Raw genomic sequence first — 21,934 nt, forward strand, 5'->3', positions numbered from 1 at the left:
GCCTTTGCTATACTTCGCGAATGATAGCGAAAATCAATGGCGACCGGGCACTCGCGCTCGCTCGCGACGTGCTCGACATCGAAGCGGACGCCGTGCGCGCGCTTCGCGATCAACTCGACGATGGTTTCGTCGGGGCGGTCGACTTCATCCTGGGTTGTCGCGGGCGCGTGGTCGTTTCCGGCATCGGCAAATCCGGCCACGTGGCCCGCAAGCTCGCGGCCACGCTCGCCAGCACCGGCACGCCGGCATTCTTCGTGCATCCCGCTGAAGCCAGCCACGGCGACCTCGGCATGGTCACCGCCGAGGACGTGTTCCTCGCACTGTCCAATTCCGGTGAAACCGAAGAACTCGTGGCGATTCTGCCGCTCATCAAGCGGCTCGGCGCGAAGCTGATTGCCATGACGGGCCGTCCGTCATCGAGTCTCGCACAACTGGCCGACGTGCACCTGAATTCCGGCGTAGCGAAAGAAGCCTGCCCGATGAATCTTGCGCCCACCGCCAGCACCACCGCCGCGCTCGCGCTCGGCGATGCGCTTGCGGTCGCGGTGCTCGACGCGCGCGGCTTCGGCCGCGACGACTTCGCGCGCTCGCATCCGGGCGGCGCACTCGGCCGGCGCCTGCTCACTTATGTCCGCGACGTCATGCGTACCGGCGACCAGGTGCCGAAGGTCACGCCCGACGCAACCGTGCGCGACGCGCTGTTTCAGTTGACCGCCAAGCGTATGGGCATGACCGCGATCGTCGATCAGGATGAGCGCGTCGCCGGCATCTTTACCGACGGCGACCTGCGCCGCGTGCTCGAACGCGACGGCGATTTCCGCGAACTGTCGATCGCCTCGGTCATGACCGCCGGCCCGCGCACCATCGGTCCGGATCAACTCGCGGTGGAAGCCGTGGAACTGATGGAGCGCCACCGGATCAATCAGATGCTGGTCGTCGACGAAGCAGGCAAGCTGATCGGCGCACTCAACATGCACGACCTGTTCTCGAAGAAGGTGATCTGATGGCCATTGCTCCGCCCACCGCGACCGAACGCGCAAGCCGCGTCAAGCTGATGATTTTCGACGTCGACGGCGTGCTGACCGACGGCGGCCTGCTGTTCACGGCGGAAGGCGACACGATGAAGGGCTTCCATTCGATGGACGGCCACGGCATGAAGCTGCTGCGCGAGGCCGGCATCGAGACGGCGATCATCACGGGGCGCAAGTCGGGCATCGTCGCGGTACGGGCGAAGGAAATGAACGTCACGCACGTCTATCAGGGCGTGCAGGACAAACCTCAGGCGTTCGCGGACCTGTTGCAGCAAACCGGCCTGAGCGCCGAAGAATGCGGCTACATGGGCGACGACTGGGTCGATCTCGCCGTGATGCTGAAGGTCGGCTTCGCGGCCGCGCCGGCCAACTCGCATCCCGAGGTGATCGCGCGGGCCCATTGGGTCAGCGAGGCACGCGGCGGCCACGGCGCGGCGCGTGAAGTCGTGGATACGCTGCTGCGCGCGCAGCACAAATACGAAGCGCTGCTCGCGGCCGCCTGTAGCGGCGAACAGCGGGGCCTCGTCGGATGAACCAGTTTCGCCTGACGTCGCTGATTCCGCTGGTCGCCATGGCTGCGCTCGCCGGTATCACGTGGTGGCTGCTGCAAGCCACCCTGCCCCGGCAGAACGAAGGCGTGGTGCGCCCCAAGGAGCACACGCCGGACTACTTCGCCGACAACTTCTCGGTTTCCGAACTCGATCAGTCGGGCTCGACGCAATACCGGCTGACCGCCCAGTCGCTGATCCATTACGAAGACGACGAGCTGAGCGACCTGGTCAAGCCGGCCATGCGCGCGTTCCAGCCCGGCAAGCCGATCGTCACGGCAACCGGCGACACCGGCAAGGTGAACGGCGACGCGTCGATCGTCGATCTGTATGACAACGCGCGCATCGTGCGGGCGCCCGGCTACGGAGATCCGCAGATGCAAGCGGATTCGCAGCATTTTAGGGTGCTGGTCAACGACGATGTGATCGAGACTGAAAAGCCGGTTAAACTTCAGCGCGGCATGTCGGTGATGACTGCCAGCGGCATGAACTACAACAACGTCACCCGGGTGATGCAGCTGTTCGGCAACGTGAAAGGCAACATCGCCCCGTCCGAAGCAGGCGGCAGCTCGCCCAAGCAACCCGGGTAATCTATTCCAGGCGTGACTGCATGAACGAATCGTTCCCCCGTTTTGATACCGGCCGCCCACGCACCCTGTCCGCGTGGCGCGCCGGACTCGCTGCGCTAATCGTCGCGTTGCCGCTTGCCGGCTTCGCGCCGCTCGCGCACGCCGACCGTGCCGACAAGGACAAGCCGCTGAACATCGAAGCGGACAACATGACTTACGACGACCTGAAGCAGGTCAACATCTTCACAGGCCATGTGGTCGCCACCAAAGGCACGATCGTCATCAAGGCCGACCGTGTCGAAGTGACGCAAGATCCGCAGGGCTATCAGTACGCCACCGGCACTTCGAGCGGCGGCAATCTGTCGTACTTCCGCCAGAAGCGCGAAGGCCTCGACGAGTACATTGAAGGCACGGCTGTTCGTATCGACTACGACGGCAAGCAGGATCTGACCACGCTTACCACCAACGCTACCGTGAAGCGCCTGCAAGGCCTCTCCACGGTGATGGACCAGGTACACGGCAGCGTCGTCACGTACGACGGCCAGAACGACTTCTACACGGCGAAGGCGGGCAAGGACGTCGCCGGCCCCGGCAACCCGACTGGCCGCGTGCGCGCCATGCTGTCGCCGCGCAATGGCGGCGCAGCGCCGCTGAACGGCGCGTCGGCCACGCTTGCGCCGTCCACGACGATCCAGGGAGCCCCGAACCAGTGAGCACCTCAGCGTCCCTCCCCAATCGCAAGCCGGCCGGCACCAGCAGTTCGCTGGTGGTGCGCAACCTGAAGAAGCGTTACGGCTCGCGCACGGTCGTCAAAGACGTGTCGCTCGACGTGAAAAGCGGCGAAGTGGTCGGTCTGCTTGGCCCCAACGGCGCGGGCAAGACCACTTCGTTCTATATGATCGTCGGCCTCGTGCCGCTCGACGCGGGTGAGATCGATCTGGACGGCAAGTCGATCAGCCTGCTGCCGATCCATAAACGCGCTTCGCTGGGTTTGTCGTATCTGCCGCAGGAAGCTTCGGTGTTCCGCAAGCTGAGCGTCGAAGAAAACATTCGCGCAGTGCTGGAATTGCAGCACGAAGACAACGGCTCGCGGCTCAGCAAGGACGCCATTACGAGCCGCACGGAAGCCCTGCTCGACGAGTTGCAGATTGCGCACTTGCGCGAAAATCCGGCGCTCTCGCTGTCGGGCGGCGAGCGTCGCCGGGTCGAGATCGCCCGGGCGCTGGCTACCAATCCGAGCTTTATTCTGCTCGACGAACCGTTTGCGGGCGTCGACCCGATCGCCGTGCTGGAAATTCAGAAGATCGTTAAATTTCTGAAGCAGCGCAATATCGGCGTGCTGATCACCGACCACAACGTGCGTGAAACGCTCGGCATCTGCGATCACGCCTACATCATCAGCGACGGCAGCGTGCTGGCCGCCGGCGCGCCGAGCGACATCATCGAAAACGAAAGCGTGCGGCGCGTCTATCTGGGCGAGCACTTCCGCATGTAAGCGCATGAGGGATTACCGGCCGTGCGAGCGCGCACCGGCCGGGCCCCTCCATGCGGCAACCGCACATCCGCATTTTTGAGCCGGGCCGTCTTGCGCCCGTCGCCGCCCAAAACTGGCGCATGCGTAATTGCGAATGTCGCAAGGTATCGCGGTCGTGGCAAACTCTCTACAATGAATCTCAACTTGCCATGAAAGCCAGCCTCCAACTCCGCCTATCGCAGCATCTTGCGCTGACGCCGCAGCTGCAGCAGTCCATCCGGCTGCTGCAGTTGTCTACGCTCGAATTGCAGCAAGAAGTTGCAATGGCGATCTCGCAGAATCCGCTCCTCGAAAACGAGGACGACTGGATCGCGAGCCCGTTGCGCGTAGCAGCCGACGGCTCGCTGATCGCGCAGGCGCCCAACTCTTCCCCGCCGCCCGACCAGATGGGCGGCAATACGTCGTCCTCGTCCAGCAGCGAGCGCGCAGAGAACGGTGAGCCTCAGGGCGTCGACGAATACAACGGCCTCGCGGGCGACGGCAACGGCGACGCGTCGCAATGGAATCTCGACGACTACGGCCGCTCCGGCAACGCCTCTGACGACGACGACCTGCCGCCGCTGCAAATCCACGAATCGAGCACCTCGCTGCGCGATCACCTGATGGCGCAATTGCGCGTCACCCAGGCAAGCCAGCGCGACCGGGCGCTGATCACCTTCCTGATCGAATCGCTCGACGACGACGGCTACCTGGCCGCCACGCTCGAAGAAGTGCTGGCCGATCTGCCCGCAGAGCTCGAAGTCGACCTCGACGAAATGAACGCCGCGCTCGCGCTGCTGCATAGCTTCGACCCGGCCGGGGTCGGTGCGCGCTCCGCGTCGGAATGTCTCAAGCTGCAATTGTTGCGGCTCGATGGCTCGCCTACACGCACGCTCGCGCTCGACATCGTCGCTCACCATCTCGAACTGCTTGCGGCGCGCGATTTCACGCGACTGCGCAAGCATCTGAAGGCCAACGACGACGATCTGCGCGATGCGCACGTGCTGATCCGCTCGCTCGAACCGTTTCCGGGCGCGGCCTATGGCAAGGCCGAAGCGGACTATGTCGTTCCGGACATCATGGTGCGCAAAACGGCACAGGGCTGGCAGGCCGAGCTGAACCCGGAGGTCGTGCCGAAGCTGCGAATTAATCATCTGTACGCGAATATTCTGCGCAATAACCGGGGCGATCCGGGCAGTGGTTCGTTGCGCCAGCAACTGCAGGAAGCGCGTTGGCTGATCAAAAATATCCAGCAGCGTTTTGAGACGATTCTGCGCGTGGCGCAGGCAATTGTGGAACGTCAGAAGAGCTTTTTTGTCCACGGCGAAATTGCCATGCGCCCCTTGGTTTTGCGGGAAATTGCTGATACGCTGGGCCTACACGAGTCAACTGTCTCGCGTGTGACAACCGGTAAATACATGCTGACCCCATTCGGGACGCTTGAATTTAAGTACTTCTTCGGATCACACGTTTCGACTGACACGGGCGGCGCGGCGTCTTCAACGGCGATCCGCGCGCTTATCAAGCAACTGATAGGAGCGGAAAACCCGAAATCTCCTCTTTCGGACAGTCGCATAGCCGAACTGCTGGCGGAACAGGGCTTCGTGGTCGCACGGCGTACCGTTGCGAAGTACCGTGAAGCGCTCAAGATCCCGGCAGTCAACCTGCGCAAGTCTCTGTAGCGCGCCCCCAAGCTGTCGCTTCGCGCCAGCCCCCCCGAGGGGGCAAGACAACTTGGGGCGGCCCGGCGTTTGTCTTGAGCCCGTCGCGTTCCGCGGCGGGCATTTACCGGCCGCTCCGCAGTTGGCGGACAGGCCGGCCGATGCGACCTGCCAGCAGTCAGCCACCGGGGGGCGACTCAGGCAAGCCGACAGATCGACCGGACCTTCGTCATCGTGCGGACCAAGCGGCCATTAGCTTGGAGAAGCACTATGAATCTGCAGATCAGTGGACACCACCTCGAAGTAACGCCTGCGTTGCGCGAATACGTGATCACCAAACTGGATAGGGTGCTAAGACATTTTGATCAGGTCATCGACGGCAGTGTGGTCCTCTCGGTCGACAACCACAAGGAAAAGGAAAAGCGTCAAAAGGTTGAAATCAACCTGCATCTCAAGGGCAAGGACATCTTTGTCGAGAGCTGTGACAGCGACCTGTACGCTGCGATCGATCTGATGATCGACAAGCTTGACCGGCAAGTCATCCGCCATAAGGATCGTCTGCAAGGCCATGCGCATGAGGCGATCAAGTATCAACCGGCGCCGCAACTCGACGTGCCGCCGCAATAAGGGAAACCAGAAGGCGCTTTTCGTTTCTTCATTAGCTCTTCGTCTTCCCTTAACCAGCGAAACCGCCCGGACCCGGGCGGTTTTTTGTTTCCGGACGCTGCTTTTCGCGCGGCGTCGCACCCTCTGCCCTCGCTTCAAAAGAACTCAATACGCATTGATGGCGCGCCGCACCATCCGTGGCTACCCTGTTCTATAATGTTCCGGTTACCATCGGGGTCAGGTAAGCTCAAGCGAAAGTCGGTCGGCCGGAGTCCTGCGCTTTCGGATTCCAACGCATGTCGCCGTGAGCATCGAACGAATGGAACGCCACTCAAACGCCCCAGCGAGGAGAACCCAGGCCACGTTTTCGCCTGTCAACATGAATCGTTTAGCCAAATTTCTTCCCCTCGAGAACGTCGTCGTCGGACTATCGGTCACCAGCAAGAAACGTGTGTTCGAGCAAGCGGGCCTGATCTTCGAGAACCAGAACGGCATCGCCCGTAGCACGGTCACTGACAATCTGTTCGCGCGCGAGCGCCTCGGATCGACTGGCCTTGGTGAAGGCGTGGCGATTCCGCATGGCCGGATCAAAGGCTTGAAGCAGCCGCTCGCCGCGTTCGTCCGTCTTGCCGAAGCCATCCCCTTCGAATCGCCCGACGGTCAGCCGGTCTCGTTGCTCATCTTCCTGCTCGTGCCCGAACAGGCCACCCAACAGCACCTCGAAATCCTTTCGGAAATCGCGCAGTTGCTGTCCGATCGCGAAGCCCGCGAGCGCCTGCATACGGAAGAAGACCGCGAATCATTGCATCGCCTGCTCACTCAGTGGCAACCTTGATGCATCGGCGGTTATCCGCACGCCGGTGATCCGCGCAGGTGCGGATACAGTCCGACAACGCAATCGGCCCGCGCTAGCGCGGCCGTTGCTTTGTCCGGCAAGCGGCCCACACTGGAGTCACTGACTCATGGATACGTCCAGCATCAACGCCCAAAGCATTTTCGACGATAACGCGGCCATGCTGAAGCTCAGCTGGCTGACGGGGCATGAAGGCTGGGAGCGCGGCTTTTCTTCGGAATCGGTCGCCAATGCCACGTCGAGCGCCGACCTCGTCGGCCACTTGAACCTGATCCACCCGAACCGGATCCAGGTGCTCGGCGACGCCGAAATCGACTACTACAAGCGCCAAACCGACGAAGACCGCTCGCGCCACATGGCCGAGCTGATTGCGTTGGAACCGCCGTTTCTGGTGGTGGCGGGCGGCGTCGCCGCACCGCCGGAACTGGTCCTGCGCTGCACGCGCTCGTCCACGCCGCTGTTCACCACGCCGATGTCCGCCGCCGCGGTGATCGACAGCCTGCGCCTCTACATGTCGCGCATTCTCGCGCCGCGTGCCACGTTGCACGGCGTGTTTCTCGACATTCTCGGCATGGGCGTGCTGCTCACTGGCGACTCGGGCCTCGGCAAGAGCGAACTCGGGCTGGAATTGATCAGCCGCGGCCACGGCCTCGTTGCCGACGACGCGGTCGATTTCGTGCGCCTCGGTCCCGATTTCGTCGAAGGCCGCTGCCCGCCGTTGCTGCAAAACCTGCTGGAAGTGCGCGGCCTCGGCCTGCTCGACATCAAGACGATTTTCGGTGAAACCGCGGTGCGCCGGAAAATGAAGCTCAAGCTGATCGTGCAACTGGTCCGCCGTCCCGATGGCGAATTCCAGCGGCTGCCGCTGGAAAGCCAGACCGTCGACGTGCTAGGCCTGCCGATCAGCAAGGTCACGATTCAAGTGGCGGCCGGCCGCAACCTCGCCGTACTGGTCGAAGCCGCCGTGCGCAACACGATCCTGCAACTGCGCGGCATCGACACGCTGCGCGACTTCATGGATCGCCAGCGCCTCGCCATGCAAGATCCCGACAGCCAGTTTCCCGGCAAACTGATCTGAGTCCGCAAGACTCGGCCGTATCCGCAGTCAACGGCAGGCCGCGGGTACGCGCGGGAGGACCAGATGCTATGATGAAATGTACGGTTTTGACGACTCCATGCGCATAATTCTGATCACCGGTATATCCGGCTCCGGCAAATCAGTTGCCCTGAACGCGCTTGAAGACGCAGGCTATTACTGCGTCGACAACTTGCCGCCGCGCTTCCTGCCGCAACTGGCCTCCTATCTCGCCGAGGACGGGCAAGACCGCCTCGCGGTCGCGATCGACGCGCGCTCGAGCGCCTCGCTCGACGAAATGCCCGCCATGATCCGCGACCTGTCCCGTGCCCACGACGTACGCGTGCTGTTCCTCAACGCAAGCACGCAGTCGCTGATTCAACGCTTCTCCGAAACGCGCCGCCGCCATCCGCTGTCCGGTTCCACTTCGCACGACGCCGACGTCGGCCTGCTCACCTCGCTCGCCGAAGCAATCGAGCGCGAACGCGAACTCGTGGCGGGTCTGGCGGAGTTCGGCCATCAGATCGACACCAGCAATCTGCGCGCGAACGTGCTGCGTGCGTGGGTCAAGCGCTTCATCGAACAGAAAGATTCAGGGCTCGTGCTGATGTTCGAGTCGTTCGGTTTCAAACGCGGCGTGCCGCTCGACGCGGATTTCGTGTTCGACGTCCGCACCTTGCCGAACCCGTACTACGATCATGAACTGAGGCCGCTCACCGGCCTCGACAAACCGGTGATCGATTTTCTCGATGCGCTGCCGGTCGTGCACGAAATGATCGACGACATCGAAAAATTTCTCGCCAAGTGGCTCCCGCATTTCCGCGACGACAACCGCAGTTATCTGACCGTCGCGATCGGTTGCACGGGCGGCCAGCACCGCTCGGTATTCATTGCGGAGACGCTCGCCGCGCGTCTCGCAGCGTCGGCGAACGTCATTGTGCGGCACCGCGATGCGCCGGTCGAAGCCGGCGAATCATCGAAGTTAGTGGCTTAACCGGCCGCATCGCGCGGCCTCAACTCGAAGCGTTGCGCCATGTCTTCTACTTCTACTGTGCTTGCCGATGTGCCGCTGTTTCCGCTGCATACGGTGCTGTTTCCCGACGGACTGCTGCCGCTGAAGATTTTCGAAGCGCGCTATCTCGACATGGCGCGCGACTGTCTGCGTGAAAAAACGCCGTTCGGTGTATGTCTGCTGAAAAGCGGCGCGGAAGTGGCGCGTGCGGAGGAGCCTTCGGTGCCCGAAGCAATCGGCTGTCTCGCTGAGATCGACGAGTGCGATGTCGAAGCCTTCGGCATGCTGCTGATTCGCGCGCGCGGCACGCGGCGTTTTCGTCTGCTGTCGCATCGCGTCGAATCGAGCGGTTTGCTGGTCGGCATGGCTGAGCCGCTCGGCGAGGACATGCCGCTCGAAGGCAACGAGCAATTGGCCAAATTCGGCGCATGCGCGGAAGTGCTCGAACGGATCATCGCGACGATCCGCGAACGCGATCCGGACAGCCTGCCGTTCGCGGAACCGTTCAGACTCGAAGATCCGTCATGGGTGTCCAACCGTCTAGCCGAAGTGCTGCCGATCGCGCTGCGTGCTCGCCAGAAACTGATGGAATTGCAGGACGCCGGCGCGCGGATCGACGTGGTTCATCACTATATGCAGCAGCATCAATTACTTTGAAGGCGGCCGCCGCGCTCCTGGCGGATTGATCAGATCAGCGAGCCCTGCAACCCGTCCAGCAGCTTGCGCACGGGCGCCGGAACACCGAACGAATCGAGATCGCTGAGCGCGACCCACGCGGTGTCGGCATCGCCCAGCGCGGCCAAAACGCCGACTCCGCGATCCAGTTCCGCGAGGCGCGGCTCGATATCCAGTTTGAAATGCGTGAACACATGCGTGAGCGGCGCAAGCGGAGAGACCGCACCGTCGCCACCGAAAGCGCGCGCACGTTCGGCGAGCGCGGCTTCGTCGGCGGCTTCGGGCAGGCTCCACAAGCCGCCCCAGATACCGGACGGCGGGCGCTTCTCCAGCATCACCGCGTTGCCGTCGCGCAGCACCAGCATCCATGTGCGACGCGTCGGCACGGTCTTTTTCGGACGCGCCGTGGGCAGTACGCGCTGACGTCCGGTCAGGTTGGCGACGCAGTCGGCGGCGAACGGGCAGCGCAGGCAGTCCGGCTTGCCGCGCACGCACAGGGTCGCGCCGAGATCCATCAAGCCTTGCGTGTACGCGCTGACGTCCGCATCCGATGCGTTCGACGGAAGCAGTGACTCCGCCAGCGTCCACATCGCGTTTTCGACTTTCTTTTCGCCGGGAAAACCTTCGACGCCGAACACGCGCGCCAGCACGCGCTTCACGTTGCCGTCGAGAATCGTCGCGCGCGCGCCGAATGCGAAGGACGCGATCGCCGCAGCCGTCGAGCGGCCGATGCCCGGCAATTCCGCCAGTTCCTCGACCGATGCCGGAAACGCACCGCCATGTTGCTCGACCACGACTTGCGCGCAGCGATGCAGGTTGCGCGCACGTGTGTAATAGCCCAGGCCGGCCCACAACGCCATCACGTCGTCAGACGGCGCGGTGGCGAGCGCGGCGACGGTCGGAAAACGCGCGAGAAATTTCGCGTAGTACGGAATCACCGTCGACACCTGCGTCTGCTGCAGCATGATTTCCGACAACCAGATGCGATACGGATCGCGCGTGTTCTGCCACGGCAAATCATGCCGGCCATGCTGACGCTGCCACGCGATCAGACGCGCGGAAAAATCAGACATGACTGGAACAGCAGGCGCTTGCGGCGCGGCGGACGAAGTGGAACGCGGAGTTAAGCGAGAAGGCATCGACGAATTAGCGCTGGCAGGTGGGACAGAAATACGTTGAACGCTGCCCTTGCACGATCTGTTTGATCGGCGTTCCACACACGCGGCATGGCAGTCCGGCGCGATCATAGACGAAATAATCGAGCTGGAAGTAACCGCTTTCGCCGTTGCTGCCAACGAAGTCGCGCAACGTGCTGCCGCCCTTCTCGATGGCGGCGGCGAGCGTCACGCGCACGGCGTCCGCCAGCAACTCGTAGCGCACGAGCGAGACGCGCCCCGCCGCGGTGGTCGGCCGGATGCCGGCGCGAAACAGGCTCTCCGACGCGTAGATATTGCCCACGCCGACCACGATTTCGCCCGCCAGCAGCGCCTGCTTCACCGAGACTTTGCGGCCCCGCGTGAGCCGGTGCATCAGCGCGCCGGAGAACGCGGGCGAAAACGGTTCGACGCCGAGGCTCGCGAGCAACGGATGCTCGAGCACGTCGCCGGCTTCGCGCGGATGCCACAGCACGGCGCCGAAGCGCCGCGGATCCCGATAGCGCAAAATGAACTCGTCGAAGATCCAGTCGATGTGATCGTGCTTCGCCGCGGCCGGCGGATGCGGCACGTGACGCAGCACCCGCAGCGTCCCAGTCATGCCAAGATGCACGATGAACCAGCCCGCGTCGATCTCGAACAGCAGGTACTTGCCGCGCCGCTCGACCTTGCGCACCACATGGCCGCGCAAGGTTTTCGCAAGATCGGCCGGAATTGGCCAGCGCAATGCGGGCGTGCGCACATCCACGCGCTCAACCTTGCGCCCGGACACATACGGTTCGATTCCCCGTCGGGTAACCTCAACTTCTGGCAACTCTGGCATGTCTAACTGGTGTGCAACTTGCGTGAGTGGTTGTGCGCGTATTGTAGCGAGCGCGTTACAATCGTCCGAAACATTGAACGGATTTCCATGAACTTGTCCTTCGTGAAGCTGTTTTTGAAGCGCCCGGCTAGCGCATTCCGCGTACCGCACGCCGTGTCCGCTCGCCGGATGCTCGGTGCGGCAGCGCTCGCAGTCTGGGCACTGGCGGCCGTGCCCGCTTACGCGCAGGACCCCTCGCCGGACTCGGACGACACCTCGGTCACCTTGCCGGATCCGCTCGGCCCGGCATCGGCGGAAGACCAGAAGTCCCTGCCCGGCGTGCCGCTAACGAGCCAGATCGTATTCCAGGTGCTCGCTGCCGAGGTCGCGCTGCAGCGCGACCAACCGGCGCCCGCCTATCAGACTTACCTCGCGCTCGCGCGCGACACGCACGATCCGCGCATGGCGCAGCGCGCCACCGAGATCGCGCTGGCCGCGCAGAGTCCGTCGGACGCGTTGGCCGCCGCGCAATTGTGGCAGCAGTATGCGCCGAACTCGGAACGCGCCGCGCAACTCGACGCATCGCTGCTCGTGTTGTCCGGCAAACCTGACGACGCGGCGCCCATCCTCGCCCGCGAACTCGCACGCGTACCCGCCGACAATCGCGGCAGCGCGATCCTCGCGCTGCAGTTGCTGCTCTCGCGCGGCCCGAACCGGATCGGCGGCCTGCACGTGTTGCAGGATCTGCTCAAGAACGACATGAACCGGCCGGAAGCGCAACTGGCGATCGCACGCCAGCAGCTCGTATCGGACGACGCACCTGGCGCGCGCAAGTCGCTCGAACAGGCGCTCGCGCTCAAGCCCGACTATTTACCGGCAGCGCTGACGCTGTCGCAAATGGGCCCGGAAGAGCGCAAGGAAGGCATCGCTTCGCTCGAAAAGTACGTGCAGCAGAATCCGAAATCGCATGACGCGCGTCTCGCGCTCGCGCAGATGTATCTCGCGAGCGACCGTCTGGACGACGCGCAGAAGCAGTTCGAGATCATGCACAAGAACAACGCGAACGAGCTGACGCCGCTCATGGCGCTCGCGCTGATCAAGATCCAGCAGAAGAATTTCACCGACGCGCAAACCTACCTGACGCAGTACGCCCAGCAAGCCGAAAAAACGCAGGGCGCCGATCCGGGCCAGGCGTACATCTACCTTGCGCAACTGTCGCTCGAGCAGAAGAATGAAGCGGCCGCGAGCGACTGGCTGAACAAGATCTCGCCGTCGAGCCAGCAATATGTGCCGGCGCAGATCACGCGCGCGCAATTGCTCGCCAAGCAGGGCAAGACCGACGACGCACGCAAGCTGCTGGCTAACCTGCCGGCGCCGGACCCGCGCGACCAGGCGCTGATCTCCCGCACCGATGCGGCGATCCTGTTCGACGCGAAGCGCTACCCGGAGGCGGAATCACGTTTGCAGCGAGCCACGGCGCAATTTCCCGACGACCCCGATCTGACCTACGACTACGCGATGTCCGCCGAGAAAACCGGCCATTACGACGTCATGGAAGCGCAGTTGCGCAAGCTGATCCAGACGCAGCCCGACAATCCGCAAGCGTACAACGCGCTCGGCTACTCGCTGGCCGATCGCAATCAGCGCCTCGCCGAAGCGGATAAGTTGGTCGAGAAGGCATCCTCATTGGCGCCGAACGACGCGTTCATCATGGACAGCGTCGGCTGGGTCAAATACCGGATGGGCAACACCTCGGACGCAATCAAGCTGCTGCGCAAAGCTTACGACATGCAACCGAACGCCGAAATCGGCGCGCACCTCGGCGAAGTGCTATGGAAATCCGGCAATCAGGATCAGGCACGCGCCGCTTTCCGCGATGCGCGCAAGCTCGAACCGGACAACGACACGCTTGTCAAAACGCTCCAACGTCTTCAGGTGAACGATCTTTGATGCGTCTTTCCCGTTTGATTTACTTTCCTCAGGCGCCGCGCAGCGCCGCGTTCGCTCTCGCTGCGGCAGCGGTGGTCGCACTGGCCGGTTGTGCATCGGTCAAACCGCAAGGGCCGTCTACGTCGAATGCCGCGACCTCCGTCACCGCGCAGACGAGCCGTGCTTACCAGGGCCGTTTCGCGGTTCAGTACAACGATCAGAACGGCCAGCAGCGCAACGCTTACGGCAACTTCACGTGGCAGGAAACCGGCGACACCGTGACCCTGCAGTTGCGCAACCCGCTCGGCCAGACGCTGGCGGTGGTGACGTCGTCGCCGGCTTCGGCAACGCTGGAGCTACCGAATCGCCAGCCGCTCACCGCGGATAACGTCTCTACGCTGATGCAGAATGCGCTCGGCTTCGCGTTGCCGGTCGAAGGGCTGCGCTATTGGCTGCAACCGTCGCCGGCGCCCACTTCGCGCGCCAGGACCGAGAAGGATCCCGAGCAACCGTCGCGGCTCAAGCAAATCACACAGGACGGCTGGACAATCGACTATCTGGCTTATGCCGACGCGCCCGCAACCGGTGTGAAGCGCATCAACCTGAGCCGTTCGGAACCGCCGCTCGACATCAAGCTCGTGCTGGATCAGTAACCTCGCGCCGTCTCGCGCGACCTTGCCGCTTCTTCGGCGCCATCTGGCGCATGTAGCCTCGACTCATGATTGAAACGACCGATTCGCTGCGCGATTGCCTCGCGCCAGCGAAACTCAACCTCTTCCTGCACATCACAGGCCGCCGGCCGGATGGCTATCACACGCTGCAAACGGTCTTCCAGTTGCTCGACTGGGGCGACACGCTGCACTTCACGCGACGTGACGACGGACTCATCACGCGCAGCACCGAAATCGCCGACGTGCCGCCGGAACACGACCTGACTGTACGCGCGGCGACGCTGCTCAAAACGCATACGGGCTCGCCCGAAGGCGTCGATATTGAAATCGACAAGCGTCTGCCGATGGGTGCCGGTCTCGGCGGCGGCAGCTCTGATGCGGCGACGACGCTGCTCGCGCTGAACCGTTTGTGGAAGCTCAATCTGCCTCGGCTGGAGTTGCAGGCGCTGGCATTGAAACTTGGCGCCGATGTGCCGTTTTTTGTTTTCGGAAAAAATGCGTTCGCCCAGGGTGTCGGAGAAGCTTTAGACGTTGTACAATTGCCGCCGCGCCATTTCCTAGTAGTGACGCCGAGGGTTCATGTTCCGACTGCAGCGATTTTCTCTGAAAAAGCGTTGACAAGAGATTCAAAACCCCTCACAATTACGGACTTTCCTGCAGAACTTAGCTGCAACACTGAATGGCCAGAAAGTTTCGGCCGCAATGACATGCAGCAGGTTGTCGTAGGAAAATACGCGGAAGTAGCGCATGTGTTGCGATGGTTTGAAAACGTCGCGCCAGCGCGGATGTCTGGATCAGGTGCGAGTGTTTTTGCCGCGTTCCGAAGTAAAGCTGAAGCAGAAGCGGTGCAAGCCAAACTGCCAGCCGAATGGAATAGCGCAGTGACCGCAGGTCTCGATCAGCATCCACTCTTTACTTTCGCGTCATAAGTTTTGCCTCGTCGAACGCTCCTCGTTCGGTGAAGCTCAAAGTTAGTGTAGGGGAGTCGCCAAGTTGGTTAAGGCACCGGATTTTGATTCCGGCATTCGAAGGTTCGACTCCTTCCTCCCCTGCCAAAATTCTCGCATTTCCCTCGCCCCCAGCCTGAAGCAGGTGCACGATGAGCAGCCATGACGGCCTGATGGTTTTTACTGGCAACGCAAATCCCGCGCTTGCACAGGAAGTCGTCAAAATCCTCGGTATTCCCCTCGGCAAAGCAATGGTTAGCCGTTTCTCGGACGGTGAAATCCAGGTCGAGATTCAGGAAAACGTGCGTGGCAAGGATGTCTTCGTCCTGCAGTCCACGTGCGCGCCGGCGAACGACAACCTGATGGAACTGATGATCATGGTCGATGCGCTCAAGCGCGCATCCGCCGGCCGGATCACCGCAGCCATCCCCTACTTCGGTTATGCTCGTCAAGATCGTCGCCCGCGTTCCGCGCGCGTCGCCATCTCGGCGAAGATCGTGGCGAACATGCTGGAAATCGCCGGCGTCGAGCGGATCATTACGATGGATCTGCACGCCGACCAGATTCAAGGCTTCTTCGACATTCCGGTCGACAACATCTACGCTACGCCCGTGCTGCTCGGCGATCTGCGCAAGCAGAACTACGAGAACCTGCTGGTCGTTTCGCCGGACGTCGGCGGCGTGGTGCGTGCCCGGGCATTGGCCAAGCAACTGAATTGCGATCTCGCGATCATCGACAAACGCCGCCCGAAGGCGAACGTTGCCGAAGTGATGAACATCATCGGTGAAGTCGAAGGCCGTACCTGCGTGATCATGGACGACATGGTCGACACCGCCGGCACGCTCTGCAAGGCAGCACAAGTTTTGAAGGAACGCGGCGCAAAGCAGGTGTTCGCTTACGCTACGCACCCGGTTCTGTCGGGCGGCGCGGGCGAGCGTATCGCGGCTTCCGCACTCGACGAACTCGTTGTCACGGACACGATCCCGCTAGGCGAAGAAGCCCGCTCGTGCGCAAAGATCCGTTCGTTGACCAGCGCCGGCCTGCTTGCCGAAACGTTCTCGCGGATTCGCCGCGGCGATTCGGTCATGTCGCTGTTCGCTGAAAGTTAAGTATTTGCGAAGGCGCAGTGCGCCGCTTCTGGCGGCAAGCTGCGCTTTTGCACAATCGGCATGAACGAACGAAGGTTCGTGCCGCAGCTCTGGGGCCTCAGCCATCTGGCTTGGAGGCCCCGTTTTTACTGCCTGGTCGCGGGCAGTGCATTGGAGATTCAAAATGAAAGTAGTCGCTTTCGAGCGTTCTTTGCAAGGTACGGGTGCGAGCCGCCGCCTGCGTAACTCGGGCAAGACCCCGGGCATCGTATATGGCGCTGGTGCTGAAACGCAATTGGTCGAACTGGACCACAACGCGCTGTGGCACGCGCTGAAGAAAGAAGTTTTCCACTCGTCGATCCTCGATCTGGAAGTGGCAGGCAAGTCGCAACAGGTTCTGCTGCGCGACGTGCAATACCACCCGTTCCGTCAGCTCGTGCTGCACGTGGACTTCCAACGTGTCGACGCGAAGAAGAAGCTGCACACCAAGGTGCCGCTGCACTTCATGAACCAGGAATCGAACCCGGCAGTGAAGCTGTCGAGCGCGGTGATCTCGCACGTCATCAACGAAATCGAAATCGAGTGCCTGCCGTCGGCACTGCCGGAATTCCTCGAAGTTGATCTGGCGACGATCGAAGCAGGTCACTCGGTTCACGCCAAAGACATCAAGCTGCCGGCAGGTGTGTCGCTGGTTGCTCACGTCGAAGCAGAAAATCCGGTGGTCGCAGCTGCAACGATCCCGGCTGGCGCAATCGCTGAAGGCGACGCCGCTGCTGCTGAAGGCGAAGGCGAAAAGCCGGCTGCTTAAGGGCGCCTCAGGCAAAGAGCAAGAAATCCTCTCGATCCGTTTGAATGAAACGGTCGACGTGACCCGCCGAGGTTCGCCCCGGCGGGTTTTTTTTCGGTTTTTTTCGGCCCGGCTGCGTTCAGCTTTCGGGCCAGACGGACCTACGCAATCATGATCAAGCTGATCGTCGGCCTCGGCAATCCGGGCGCCGAATATACCGCGACGCGCCACAACGCCGGCTTCTGGCTGGTCGATCAACTGGCGCGCGAAGCAGGCGCGACGCTGCGTGACGAACGGCGTTTCCACGGCTTCTATGCCAAGGCACGGCTTCACGGCGAGGAAGTGCATCTGCTGGAACCGCAGACGTATATGAACCGTTCCGGCCAATCGGTCGTGGCGGTTGCGCAGTTCTTCAAGATTCTCCCCGACGAAATCCTGGTCGCGCACGACGAACTCGACATGCCGCCCGGCAGCATCAAGCTGAAGCTCGGCGGCGGCAGCGGCGGCCACAACGGGCTGAAGGACATTACCGCGCATCTTTCGTCGCAGCAGTATTGGCGGCTGCGGATCGGCATCGGCCATCCGCGCGACCTGATTCCTGAGAGCGCGCGCGCCGGTGCCAAGCCCGACGTCGCCAACTACGTGCTGAAACCGCCGCGCCGGGAAGAGCAGGACGTGATCGATGCGTCGATCGAGCGCGGGCTCGCCGTCATGCCGCAAATCATCAAGGGCGAACTGGAACGCGCGATGATGCAACTGCATCGCAACCCGTAGACTGTTTCGCTGGAAGCCAGCTTGCCGTAACGCAGTCGACAGCAACGATCTTGTTTGGGAGGAGAACCGCTTGAGCCGCTATTGGAGTGACATCGTTCACCGTCTGACACCGTATGTGCCGGGCGAACAGCCCGTGGTCGCGCATCCGGTCAAGCTGAATACCAACGAGAATCCGTATCCGCCGTCGCCGCGAGTGCTCGAAGCGATCCGGCGGGAACTGGGCGACGCGGCCGAATCGCTGCGGCGCTACCCCGATCCAACGGCGCACAAGCTCCGCGAAACGGTTGCCGCGTACCACGGCATCCGCGCGGAACAGGTGTTTGCCGGCAACGGCTCTGACGAAGTGCTGGCACTCACGTTCCAGGCCTTGCTCAAGCACGACATGCCCCTGCTGTTTCCGGACATCACGTACAGCTTCTATCCCACGTATGCGCGACTTTTCGAAGTCAACTACCGGACAATCCCGCTGGACGACAGCTTCGCGATCAACGTCGACGACTACAAGTCGCCGAATGGCGGCATCCTGTTCCCGAATCCGAACGCGCCGACCGGCCGTCCGCTGCCGCTCGACGATATCGAGCGCCTGGTGGCGAGCAATCCCGATTCCGTCGTGGTGATCGACGAAGCCTATGTGGATTTCGGCGCCGAATCGGCCATCTGTCTGATCGACCGTTATCCGAATCTGCTGGTCGTCCAGACCGTGTCGAAGTCGCGTTCGCTGGCAGGAATGCGCGTCGGCTTTGCGTTCGGCAACCCGGAGTTGATCGGCGCGCTGAACCGCGTGAAGGACAGCTTCAACTCGTATCCGCTGGACCGTCTCGCGCAAGTCGCCGCCGTGGCGGCATACGAAGACGACGCGTGGTTTCGCGACACCTGCGCCAAAGTTGTGGCAAGCCGCGAGCGACTGGCCGCGGGACTGACGGCATTGGGCTTCGAGGTGGTGCCGTCGGCGGCGAATCTGCTGTTCGCTCGCCATGAGGGCTACGACGCCGCGACGCTCGTGCTGCGACTGAGGGAAAAGGATATCTTCGTGCGCCATTTCAAGGCGGCGCGCGTCGACCAGCATCTGCGAATCTCAGTCGGCACCGACGCCGAATGCGACATTCTGCTGGACGCGTTGCGCGAGATCTTCAGCGCTTACGTGGGATAGGACTGCGCAAAAGCATCACCGCCAAAGGAAAACGGCGAGGCCGAATAGCCTCGCCGTTTTTTTTAGGCTTCGTACCTCAGGCGCCCTTCGCGATCTGCAGCGCGTGGTACTTGGCCATCAAGCCATCAGGCGTCTCCAGATGGTCCGGGTCGCGCGGAATACATTCGACCGGGCACACCTGAATGCACTGCGGCTCGTCGAAATGCCCGACGCACTCGGTACATTTCTTCGGGTCGATCACGTAGATTTCCGGACCCATCGAAATGGCGTCGTTCGGGCACTCGGGCTCGCACACGTCGCAATTGATGCACTCGTCGGTAATCATCAAGGCCATACTTCTCTCACTTCACGCCGCCCGCAGCCGGCTTTGATCCGTCAAACCGACAGTTTACGCCGGTTACGGTTGTCCCGCCGAAGCGCCGCTAGCCGGATCCATCGCGGCGACCTTTTCCGTCAACCATTTCTCGACCGATGGGAACACGAACTTGCTGACGTCGCCGCCGAGCTGGGCGATTTCACGCACGATCGTGCCCGAGATGAACTGGTACTGATCGGACGGCGTCATGAACATGGTTTCGACGTCGGGCAGCAAATAGCGATTCATGCCGGCCATCTGGAACTCATATTCGAAGTCCGACACAGCCCGCAGACCGCGCACGATCACGCGCGCGTTATTGGTACGCACGAAATCCTTCAACAGCCCTTTGAAGCTCATCACCTGAACGTTCGGGTAGTGCCCGAGCACTTCGTGAGCGATGTCGAGGCGCTCTTCGAGCGTGAAAAATGGCTTCTTGTTGCGGCTGTCGGCAACGCCGACCACCAGCGTGTCGAAAATGCTCGACGCGCGCCGAACGAGGTCTTCGTGACCGCGCGTCAGCGGGTCGAACGTGCCCGGGTACACGGCGACTACCATGAGACTTCTCCTCTCTTCAGACAAAGGGGCACGTCAAAGCGTCCACGCGACGCATTTGGCACCGACCGCGCCCGTGACGGCGAACCGTCCGGCGCTTGTTTTGGAACGCGCATTATTCCTTATTTTCGCGCTGCAGCAAATGAAAGTGGACAGCGCCTGCCTTACCTTGCCGCACGATGTCCCACCCCGCGAGCGTCTCGTTCCCGTCGAGTTCGAGCGCCTCGCCTGCTTCCACATATAGAAATCCGTCTGCGCTCACGAGCGGCGCCGCCAGCGCGAGCGCTTTGCCGAGCAGGTCGCCGCCGAACGGCGGATCGAGAAACACGACGTCGAACGAACCGGGCGGGAGGCTCGCGGCAAGACGCAAACCGTCTGCTTCAGCGATTTCGATTGTGCGCGCTGCCAGGCGTTCCTGGTTCGCGCGCAACTGGCTGGCAGCGCGCGCATTGCGCTCCACCATCAAGACCCGTGCCGCGCCACGCGACGCCGCCTCGAAGCCCAGCGCGCCGCTGCCGGCAAACAGATCGAGGCAGCGCTGGCCGTCCAGACTCTGCCCGAGCCAGTTGAACAGCGTCTCGCGCACGCGATCCGGCGTGGGGCGCAGGCCGTCGAGATCGAGCACGGGCAAAGGCGTGCGCTTCCAGTCGCCGCCGATGATACGGATGGCGTGCGGCTTGCCGCCTTTGGACGGAGCGCCATGGGCGCGTGAAGGTGCGGAACGGGGCATGCGGTTTCGATTACCTTATTGAAGCGCCCGCGACGACGAAATATGCGGGCCGGAGCGCCAACGTTACCACAGCGACGCCCCGCGTCCAGCCTAGCCGTTCGGCCGATACGACGGCCGGCGGCGCGCCTGATAAAATGTGCGGCTTCCAGCGCCTTGCATCCCGCATCGCAACGCTGCCTGCCGCTCCCGCCGGTCTTGTGCCGGCTGCGCGCATCGGCGCGCGCTCTCACCACGCCAGATCATGTTCAGCTTTTTCAAACGATTCAAGGGTTCGAAAGAGTCCGATAACGCGCCAGAAGAGTCGCAAACCGCGCCGGAAGGCTCGACGCCCACAGGCGCCGTGGAGGCGCCCGTCGCGCCGGCCACGCCGCAGCCGGCCGCGGCTCCGGTTCGCGTCGAGACGCCGCCAGTGGCCGCTCCGTCCGCAATCGATCCCGAGCCTGACGCATTCGCGCTCGAAGAAACTGTCGAAGTCGTCCCGCCGCCACTGCCGGACGCGGGCGCCAAGCGTTCGTGGCTGACGCGTCTGAAGACCGGCTTGTCGAAGACGAGCTCGAATCTGACCGGCATTTTCGTCGGCACGAAGATCGACGAAGACCTGTATGAAGAGCTCGAAACGGCGCTGCTGATGTCGGACGCCGGCGTCGACGCCACCGAATTCCTGCTCGAAGCGCTGCGCGAAAAAGTGCGCGCCGAGCGCCTCGCCGATCCCCAGCAGGTCAAAATCGCGCTGCGCACGTTGCTAGTCGACCTGCTCAAGCCGCTGGAAAAATCGCTCATGCTCGGCCGCGCGCAGCCGCTCGTGATGATGATCGCCGGCGTCAACGGCGCGGGCAAGACCACCAGCATCGGCAAGCTCGCCAAGCATCTGCAGAGTTTCGATCAATCCGTGCTGCTGGCCGCGGGCGACACGTTCCGCGCCGCCGCGCGCGAGCAATTGGCCATTTGGGGTCAGCGCAACAACGTAACCGTGGTCTCGCAGGAAAGCGGCGACCCGGCTGCGGTGATCTTCGACGCGGTCGGCGCCGCGCGTGCGCGCAAAATCGACGTGATGATGGCGGACACGGCCGGCCGCCTGCCGACCCAACTGCATCTGATGGAAGAGCTGCGCAAGGTGAAGCGCGTGATCGGCAAGGCGCAAGACGGTGCGCCACACGAGGTGCTGCTGGTGATCGACGCCAACACCGGCCAGAACGCGCTCGCGCAAGTGAAGGCTTTCGACGACGCGCTCGGCCTCACCGGCCTGATCGTCACCAAACTCGACGGCACGGCGAAGGGCGGCATTCTGGCCGCGATCGCGCGGCAGCGTCCGATTCCGGTGTACTTTATCGGCGTCGGCGAAAAGGTCGAGGATTTGCAACCTTTCAGCGCGGAAGAGTTTTCCGACGCGTTGCTGGGCGGCTGAGCGCCACGGCGCTCGCGGGCTAAGCCTTGGGCTTAGGCAGCAAA

Annotated in this window: 24 protein-coding genes and 1 tRNA gene; 20 read left to right on the forward strand and 5 right to left on the reverse strand. The window is 62.6% G+C overall.

Translation table 11 applies throughout. The annotated features are described in order from the left end of the window. Positions 1–20 precede the first annotated feature (20 nt). The 11 genes from kdsD (at position 21) to B0G73_RS15355 (ending at position 9,525) form a co-directional block, all read left to right on the forward strand. The gene (gene kdsD / locus B0G73_RS15305) at positions 21–1,004 is read left to right on the forward strand and encodes an arabinose 5-phosphate isomerase KdsD (RefSeq protein WP_106282103.1); all 984 of its coding nucleotides are present in this window, start codon (positions 21–23) and stop codon (positions 1,002–1,004) included. Then, complete coding sequence (locus B0G73_RS15310) at positions 1,004–1,564, forward strand: HAD family hydrolase (protein WP_106282105.1); 561 nt, start codon at positions 1,004–1,006, stop codon at positions 1,562–1,564. The genes kdsD and B0G73_RS15310 overlap by 1 nt, the downstream gene beginning before the upstream one ends. Continuing rightward, positions 1,561–2,169 carry an LPS export ABC transporter periplasmic protein LptC gene (lptC, locus tag B0G73_RS15315; protein WP_012431662.1) on the forward strand — a complete coding sequence of 203 codons (609 nt, stop codon included), beginning with the start codon at positions 1,561–1,563 and terminating at the stop codon, positions 2,167–2,169. The genes B0G73_RS15310 and lptC overlap by 4 nt, the downstream gene beginning before the upstream one ends. Before the next feature lie 20 nt (positions 2,170–2,189). Then, on the forward strand, positions 2,190–2,861 hold the full coding sequence (gene lptA, locus B0G73_RS15320; RefSeq protein WP_106282107.1) for a lipopolysaccharide transport periplasmic protein LptA: 672 nt from the start codon (positions 2,190–2,192) through the stop codon (positions 2,859–2,861). Then, positions 2,858–3,643: an LPS export ABC transporter ATP-binding protein gene (gene lptB, locus B0G73_RS15325; RefSeq protein ID WP_106282109.1), complete on the forward strand. Its 786-nt coding sequence runs from the start codon at positions 2,858–2,860 to the stop codon at positions 3,641–3,643. The genes lptA and lptB overlap by 4 nt, the downstream gene beginning before the upstream one ends. Before the next feature lie 188 nt (positions 3,644–3,831). Then, on the forward strand, positions 3,832–5,343 hold the full coding sequence (locus B0G73_RS15330; protein ID WP_106282111.1) for an RNA polymerase factor sigma-54: 1,512 nt from the start codon (positions 3,832–3,834) through the stop codon (positions 5,341–5,343). A 249-nt stretch (positions 5,344–5,592) separates the two neighbouring features. Continuing rightward, a complete protein-coding gene (gene hpf / locus B0G73_RS15335) occupies positions 5,593–5,949 on the forward strand; it encodes a ribosome hibernation-promoting factor, HPF/YfiA family (RefSeq protein ID WP_106282113.1) in 357 nt (118 codons plus the stop codon). Positions 5,950–6,247: 298 nt separating this feature from the next. Continuing rightward, positions 6,248–6,763, forward strand: coding sequence for a PTS sugar transporter subunit IIA (locus tag B0G73_RS15340; RefSeq protein ID WP_106282115.1), 516 nt, complete (start codon positions 6,248–6,250; stop codon positions 6,761–6,763). Positions 6,764–6,890: 127 nt separating this feature from the next. Next, positions 6,891–7,859, forward strand: coding sequence for an HPr(Ser) kinase/phosphatase (gene hprK, locus B0G73_RS15345; RefSeq protein ID WP_012431656.1), 969 nt, complete (start codon positions 6,891–6,893; stop codon positions 7,857–7,859). 97 nt (positions 7,860–7,956) lie between these two features. Beyond that, positions 7,957–8,850, forward strand: a complete 894-nt coding sequence (rapZ, locus tag B0G73_RS15350; RefSeq protein ID WP_106282307.1) for an RNase adapter RapZ — start codon at positions 7,957–7,959, stop codon at positions 8,848–8,850. A gap of 39 nt (positions 8,851–8,889) precedes the next feature. Continuing rightward, positions 8,890–9,525, forward strand: a complete 636-nt coding sequence (locus B0G73_RS15355) for an LON peptidase substrate-binding domain-containing protein (protein ID WP_012431654.1) — start codon at positions 8,890–8,892, stop codon at positions 9,523–9,525. Between the two features lie 29 nt (positions 9,526–9,554). Here the strand turns inward: B0G73_RS15355 and mutY are convergent, their stop codons facing one another. Both mutY and mutM read right to left on the reverse strand, forming a co-directional pair. Then, positions 9,555–10,682, reverse strand: coding sequence for an A/G-specific adenine glycosylase (gene mutY / locus B0G73_RS15360; protein WP_181196557.1), 1,128 nt, complete (start codon positions 10,680–10,682; stop codon positions 9,555–9,557). Between the two features lie 7 nt (positions 10,683–10,689). Next, positions 10,690–11,520: a bifunctional DNA-formamidopyrimidine glycosylase/DNA-(apurinic or apyrimidinic site) lyase gene (gene mutM, locus B0G73_RS15365; protein WP_012431652.1), complete on the reverse strand. Its 831-nt coding sequence runs from the start codon at positions 11,518–11,520 to the stop codon at positions 10,690–10,692. Between the two features lie 87 nt (positions 11,521–11,607). Between mutM and B0G73_RS15370 the strand changes: the two genes are divergently transcribed. The 8 genes from B0G73_RS15370 (at position 11,608) to hisC (ending at position 18,845) form a co-directional block, all read left to right on the forward strand. Then, a complete protein-coding gene (locus tag B0G73_RS15370; RefSeq protein ID WP_106282119.1) occupies positions 11,608–13,449 on the forward strand; it encodes a tetratricopeptide repeat protein in 1,842 nt (613 codons plus the stop codon). Further along, positions 13,449–14,081 carry a lipoprotein insertase outer membrane protein LolB gene (gene lolB / locus B0G73_RS15375; RefSeq protein WP_106282121.1) on the forward strand — a complete coding sequence of 211 codons (633 nt, stop codon included), beginning with the start codon at positions 13,449–13,451 and terminating at the stop codon, positions 14,079–14,081. Before B0G73_RS15370 ends, lolB begins: the two co-directional genes overlap by 1 nt. Before the next feature lie 65 nt (positions 14,082–14,146). Next, complete coding sequence (gene ispE, locus B0G73_RS15380; protein ID WP_106282123.1) at positions 14,147–15,028, forward strand: 4-(cytidine 5'-diphospho)-2-C-methyl-D-erythritol kinase; 882 nt, start codon at positions 14,147–14,149, stop codon at positions 15,026–15,028. A 49-nt stretch (positions 15,029–15,077) separates the two neighbouring features. After that, positions 15,078–15,154: transfer RNA gene (locus B0G73_RS15385), tRNA-Gln, on the forward strand. A gap of 44 nt (positions 15,155–15,198) precedes the next feature. After that, positions 15,199–16,155 carry a ribose-phosphate pyrophosphokinase gene (locus tag B0G73_RS15390; protein WP_006048037.1) on the forward strand — a complete coding sequence of 319 codons (957 nt, stop codon included), beginning with the start codon at positions 15,199–15,201 and terminating at the stop codon, positions 16,153–16,155. 163 nt (positions 16,156–16,318) lie between these two features. Further along, a complete protein-coding gene (locus B0G73_RS15395; protein ID WP_106282125.1) occupies positions 16,319–16,942 on the forward strand; it encodes a 50S ribosomal protein L25/general stress protein Ctc in 624 nt (207 codons plus the stop codon). A gap of 150 nt (positions 16,943–17,092) precedes the next feature. Beyond that, positions 17,093–17,695: an aminoacyl-tRNA hydrolase gene (pth, locus tag B0G73_RS15400; RefSeq protein WP_106282127.1), complete on the forward strand. Its 603-nt coding sequence runs from the start codon at positions 17,093–17,095 to the stop codon at positions 17,693–17,695. A 70-nt stretch (positions 17,696–17,765) separates the two neighbouring features. Further along, positions 17,766–18,845, forward strand: coding sequence for a histidinol-phosphate transaminase (gene hisC / locus B0G73_RS15405; RefSeq protein WP_106282129.1), 1,080 nt, complete (start codon positions 17,766–17,768; stop codon positions 18,843–18,845). A gap of 76 nt (positions 18,846–18,921) precedes the next feature. Here hisC and B0G73_RS15410 read toward each other — a convergent pair whose 3' ends face one another. The 3 genes from B0G73_RS15410 to rsmD form a co-directional block, all read right to left on the reverse strand. Next, positions 18,922–19,179, reverse strand: a complete 258-nt coding sequence (locus B0G73_RS15410; protein ID WP_106282131.1) for a YfhL family 4Fe-4S dicluster ferredoxin — start codon at positions 19,177–19,179, stop codon at positions 18,922–18,924. Positions 19,180–19,242: 63 nt separating this feature from the next. After that, positions 19,243–19,758, reverse strand: a complete 516-nt coding sequence (gene coaD, locus B0G73_RS15415) for a pantetheine-phosphate adenylyltransferase (RefSeq protein WP_012431643.1) — start codon at positions 19,756–19,758, stop codon at positions 19,243–19,245. Between the two features lie 112 nt (positions 19,759–19,870). Continuing rightward, entirely contained in the window at positions 19,871–20,485 is a 615-nt protein-coding gene (gene rsmD / locus B0G73_RS15420) for a 16S rRNA (guanine(966)-N(2))-methyltransferase RsmD (protein ID WP_106282133.1), read from the reverse strand. Between the two features lie 241 nt (positions 20,486–20,726). On the opposite strand from rsmD, the gene ftsY reads away from it, so the two are divergent. Further along, positions 20,727–21,890: a signal recognition particle-docking protein FtsY gene (gene ftsY, locus B0G73_RS15425; protein ID WP_106282135.1), complete on the forward strand. Its 1,164-nt coding sequence runs from the start codon at positions 20,727–20,729 to the stop codon at positions 21,888–21,890. Positions 21,891–21,934: the final 44 nt, after the last annotated feature.

It is taken from the genome of Paraburkholderia sp. BL25I1N1 (assembly GCF_003002025.1).
Taxonomy (GTDB): Bacteria; Pseudomonadota; Gammaproteobacteria; order Burkholderiales; family Burkholderiaceae; genus Paraburkholderia.

Coding starts and splice junctions, on each gene's coding strand:
- kdsD (WP_106282103.1), top strand. CDS start 21: ATGATAGCGAAAATCAATGGCGACCGGGCACTCGCGCTCGCTCGCGAC.
- B0G73_RS15310 (WP_106282105.1), top strand. CDS start 1,004: ATGGCCATTGCTCCGCCCACCGCGACCGAACGCGCAAGCCGCGTCAAG.
- lptC (WP_012431662.1), top strand. CDS start 1,561: ATGAACCAGTTTCGCCTGACGTCGCTGATTCCGCTGGTCGCCATGGCT.
- lptA (WP_106282107.1), top strand. CDS start 2,190: ATGAACGAATCGTTCCCCCGTTTTGATACCGGCCGCCCACGCACCCTG.
- B0G73_RS15330 (WP_106282111.1), top strand. CDS start 3,832: ATGAAAGCCAGCCTCCAACTCCGCCTATCGCAGCATCTTGCGCTGACG.
- hpf (WP_106282113.1), top strand. CDS start 5,593: ATGAATCTGCAGATCAGTGGACACCACCTCGAAGTAACGCCTGCGTTG.
- B0G73_RS15340 (WP_106282115.1), top strand. CDS start 6,248: ATGGAACGCCACTCAAACGCCCCAGCGAGGAGAACCCAGGCCACGTTT.
- hprK (WP_012431656.1), top strand. CDS start 6,891: ATGGATACGTCCAGCATCAACGCCCAAAGCATTTTCGACGATAACGCG.
- rapZ (WP_106282307.1), top strand. CDS start 7,957: ATGCGCATAATTCTGATCACCGGTATATCCGGCTCCGGCAAATCAGTT.
- B0G73_RS15355 (WP_012431654.1), top strand. CDS start 8,890: ATGTCTTCTACTTCTACTGTGCTTGCCGATGTGCCGCTGTTTCCGCTG.
- mutY (WP_181196557.1), bottom strand. CDS start 10,682: ATGCCTTCTCGCTTAACTCCGCGTTCCACTTCGTCCGCCGCGCCGCAA.
- mutM (WP_012431652.1), bottom strand. CDS start 11,520: ATGCCAGAGTTGCCAGAAGTTGAGGTTACCCGACGGGGAATCGAACCG.
- B0G73_RS15370 (WP_106282119.1), top strand. CDS start 11,608: ATGAACTTGTCCTTCGTGAAGCTGTTTTTGAAGCGCCCGGCTAGCGCA.
- lolB (WP_106282121.1), top strand. CDS start 13,449: ATGCGTCTTTCCCGTTTGATTTACTTTCCTCAGGCGCCGCGCAGCGCC.
- ispE (WP_106282123.1), top strand. CDS start 14,147: ATGATTGAAACGACCGATTCGCTGCGCGATTGCCTCGCGCCAGCGAAA.
- B0G73_RS15390 (WP_006048037.1), top strand. CDS start 15,199: ATGAGCAGCCATGACGGCCTGATGGTTTTTACTGGCAACGCAAATCCC.
- B0G73_RS15395 (WP_106282125.1), top strand. CDS start 16,319: ATGAAAGTAGTCGCTTTCGAGCGTTCTTTGCAAGGTACGGGTGCGAGC.
- pth (WP_106282127.1), top strand. CDS start 17,093: ATGATCAAGCTGATCGTCGGCCTCGGCAATCCGGGCGCCGAATATACC.
- B0G73_RS15410 (WP_106282131.1), bottom strand. CDS start 19,179: ATGGCCTTGATGATTACCGACGAGTGCATCAATTGCGACGTGTGCGAG.
- coaD (WP_012431643.1), bottom strand. CDS start 19,758: ATGGTAGTCGCCGTGTACCCGGGCACGTTCGACCCGCTGACGCGCGGT.
- rsmD (WP_106282133.1), bottom strand. CDS start 20,485: ATGCCCCGTTCCGCACCTTCACGCGCCCATGGCGCTCCGTCCAAAGGC.
- ftsY (WP_106282135.1), top strand. CDS start 20,727: ATGTTCAGCTTTTTCAAACGATTCAAGGGTTCGAAAGAGTCCGATAAC.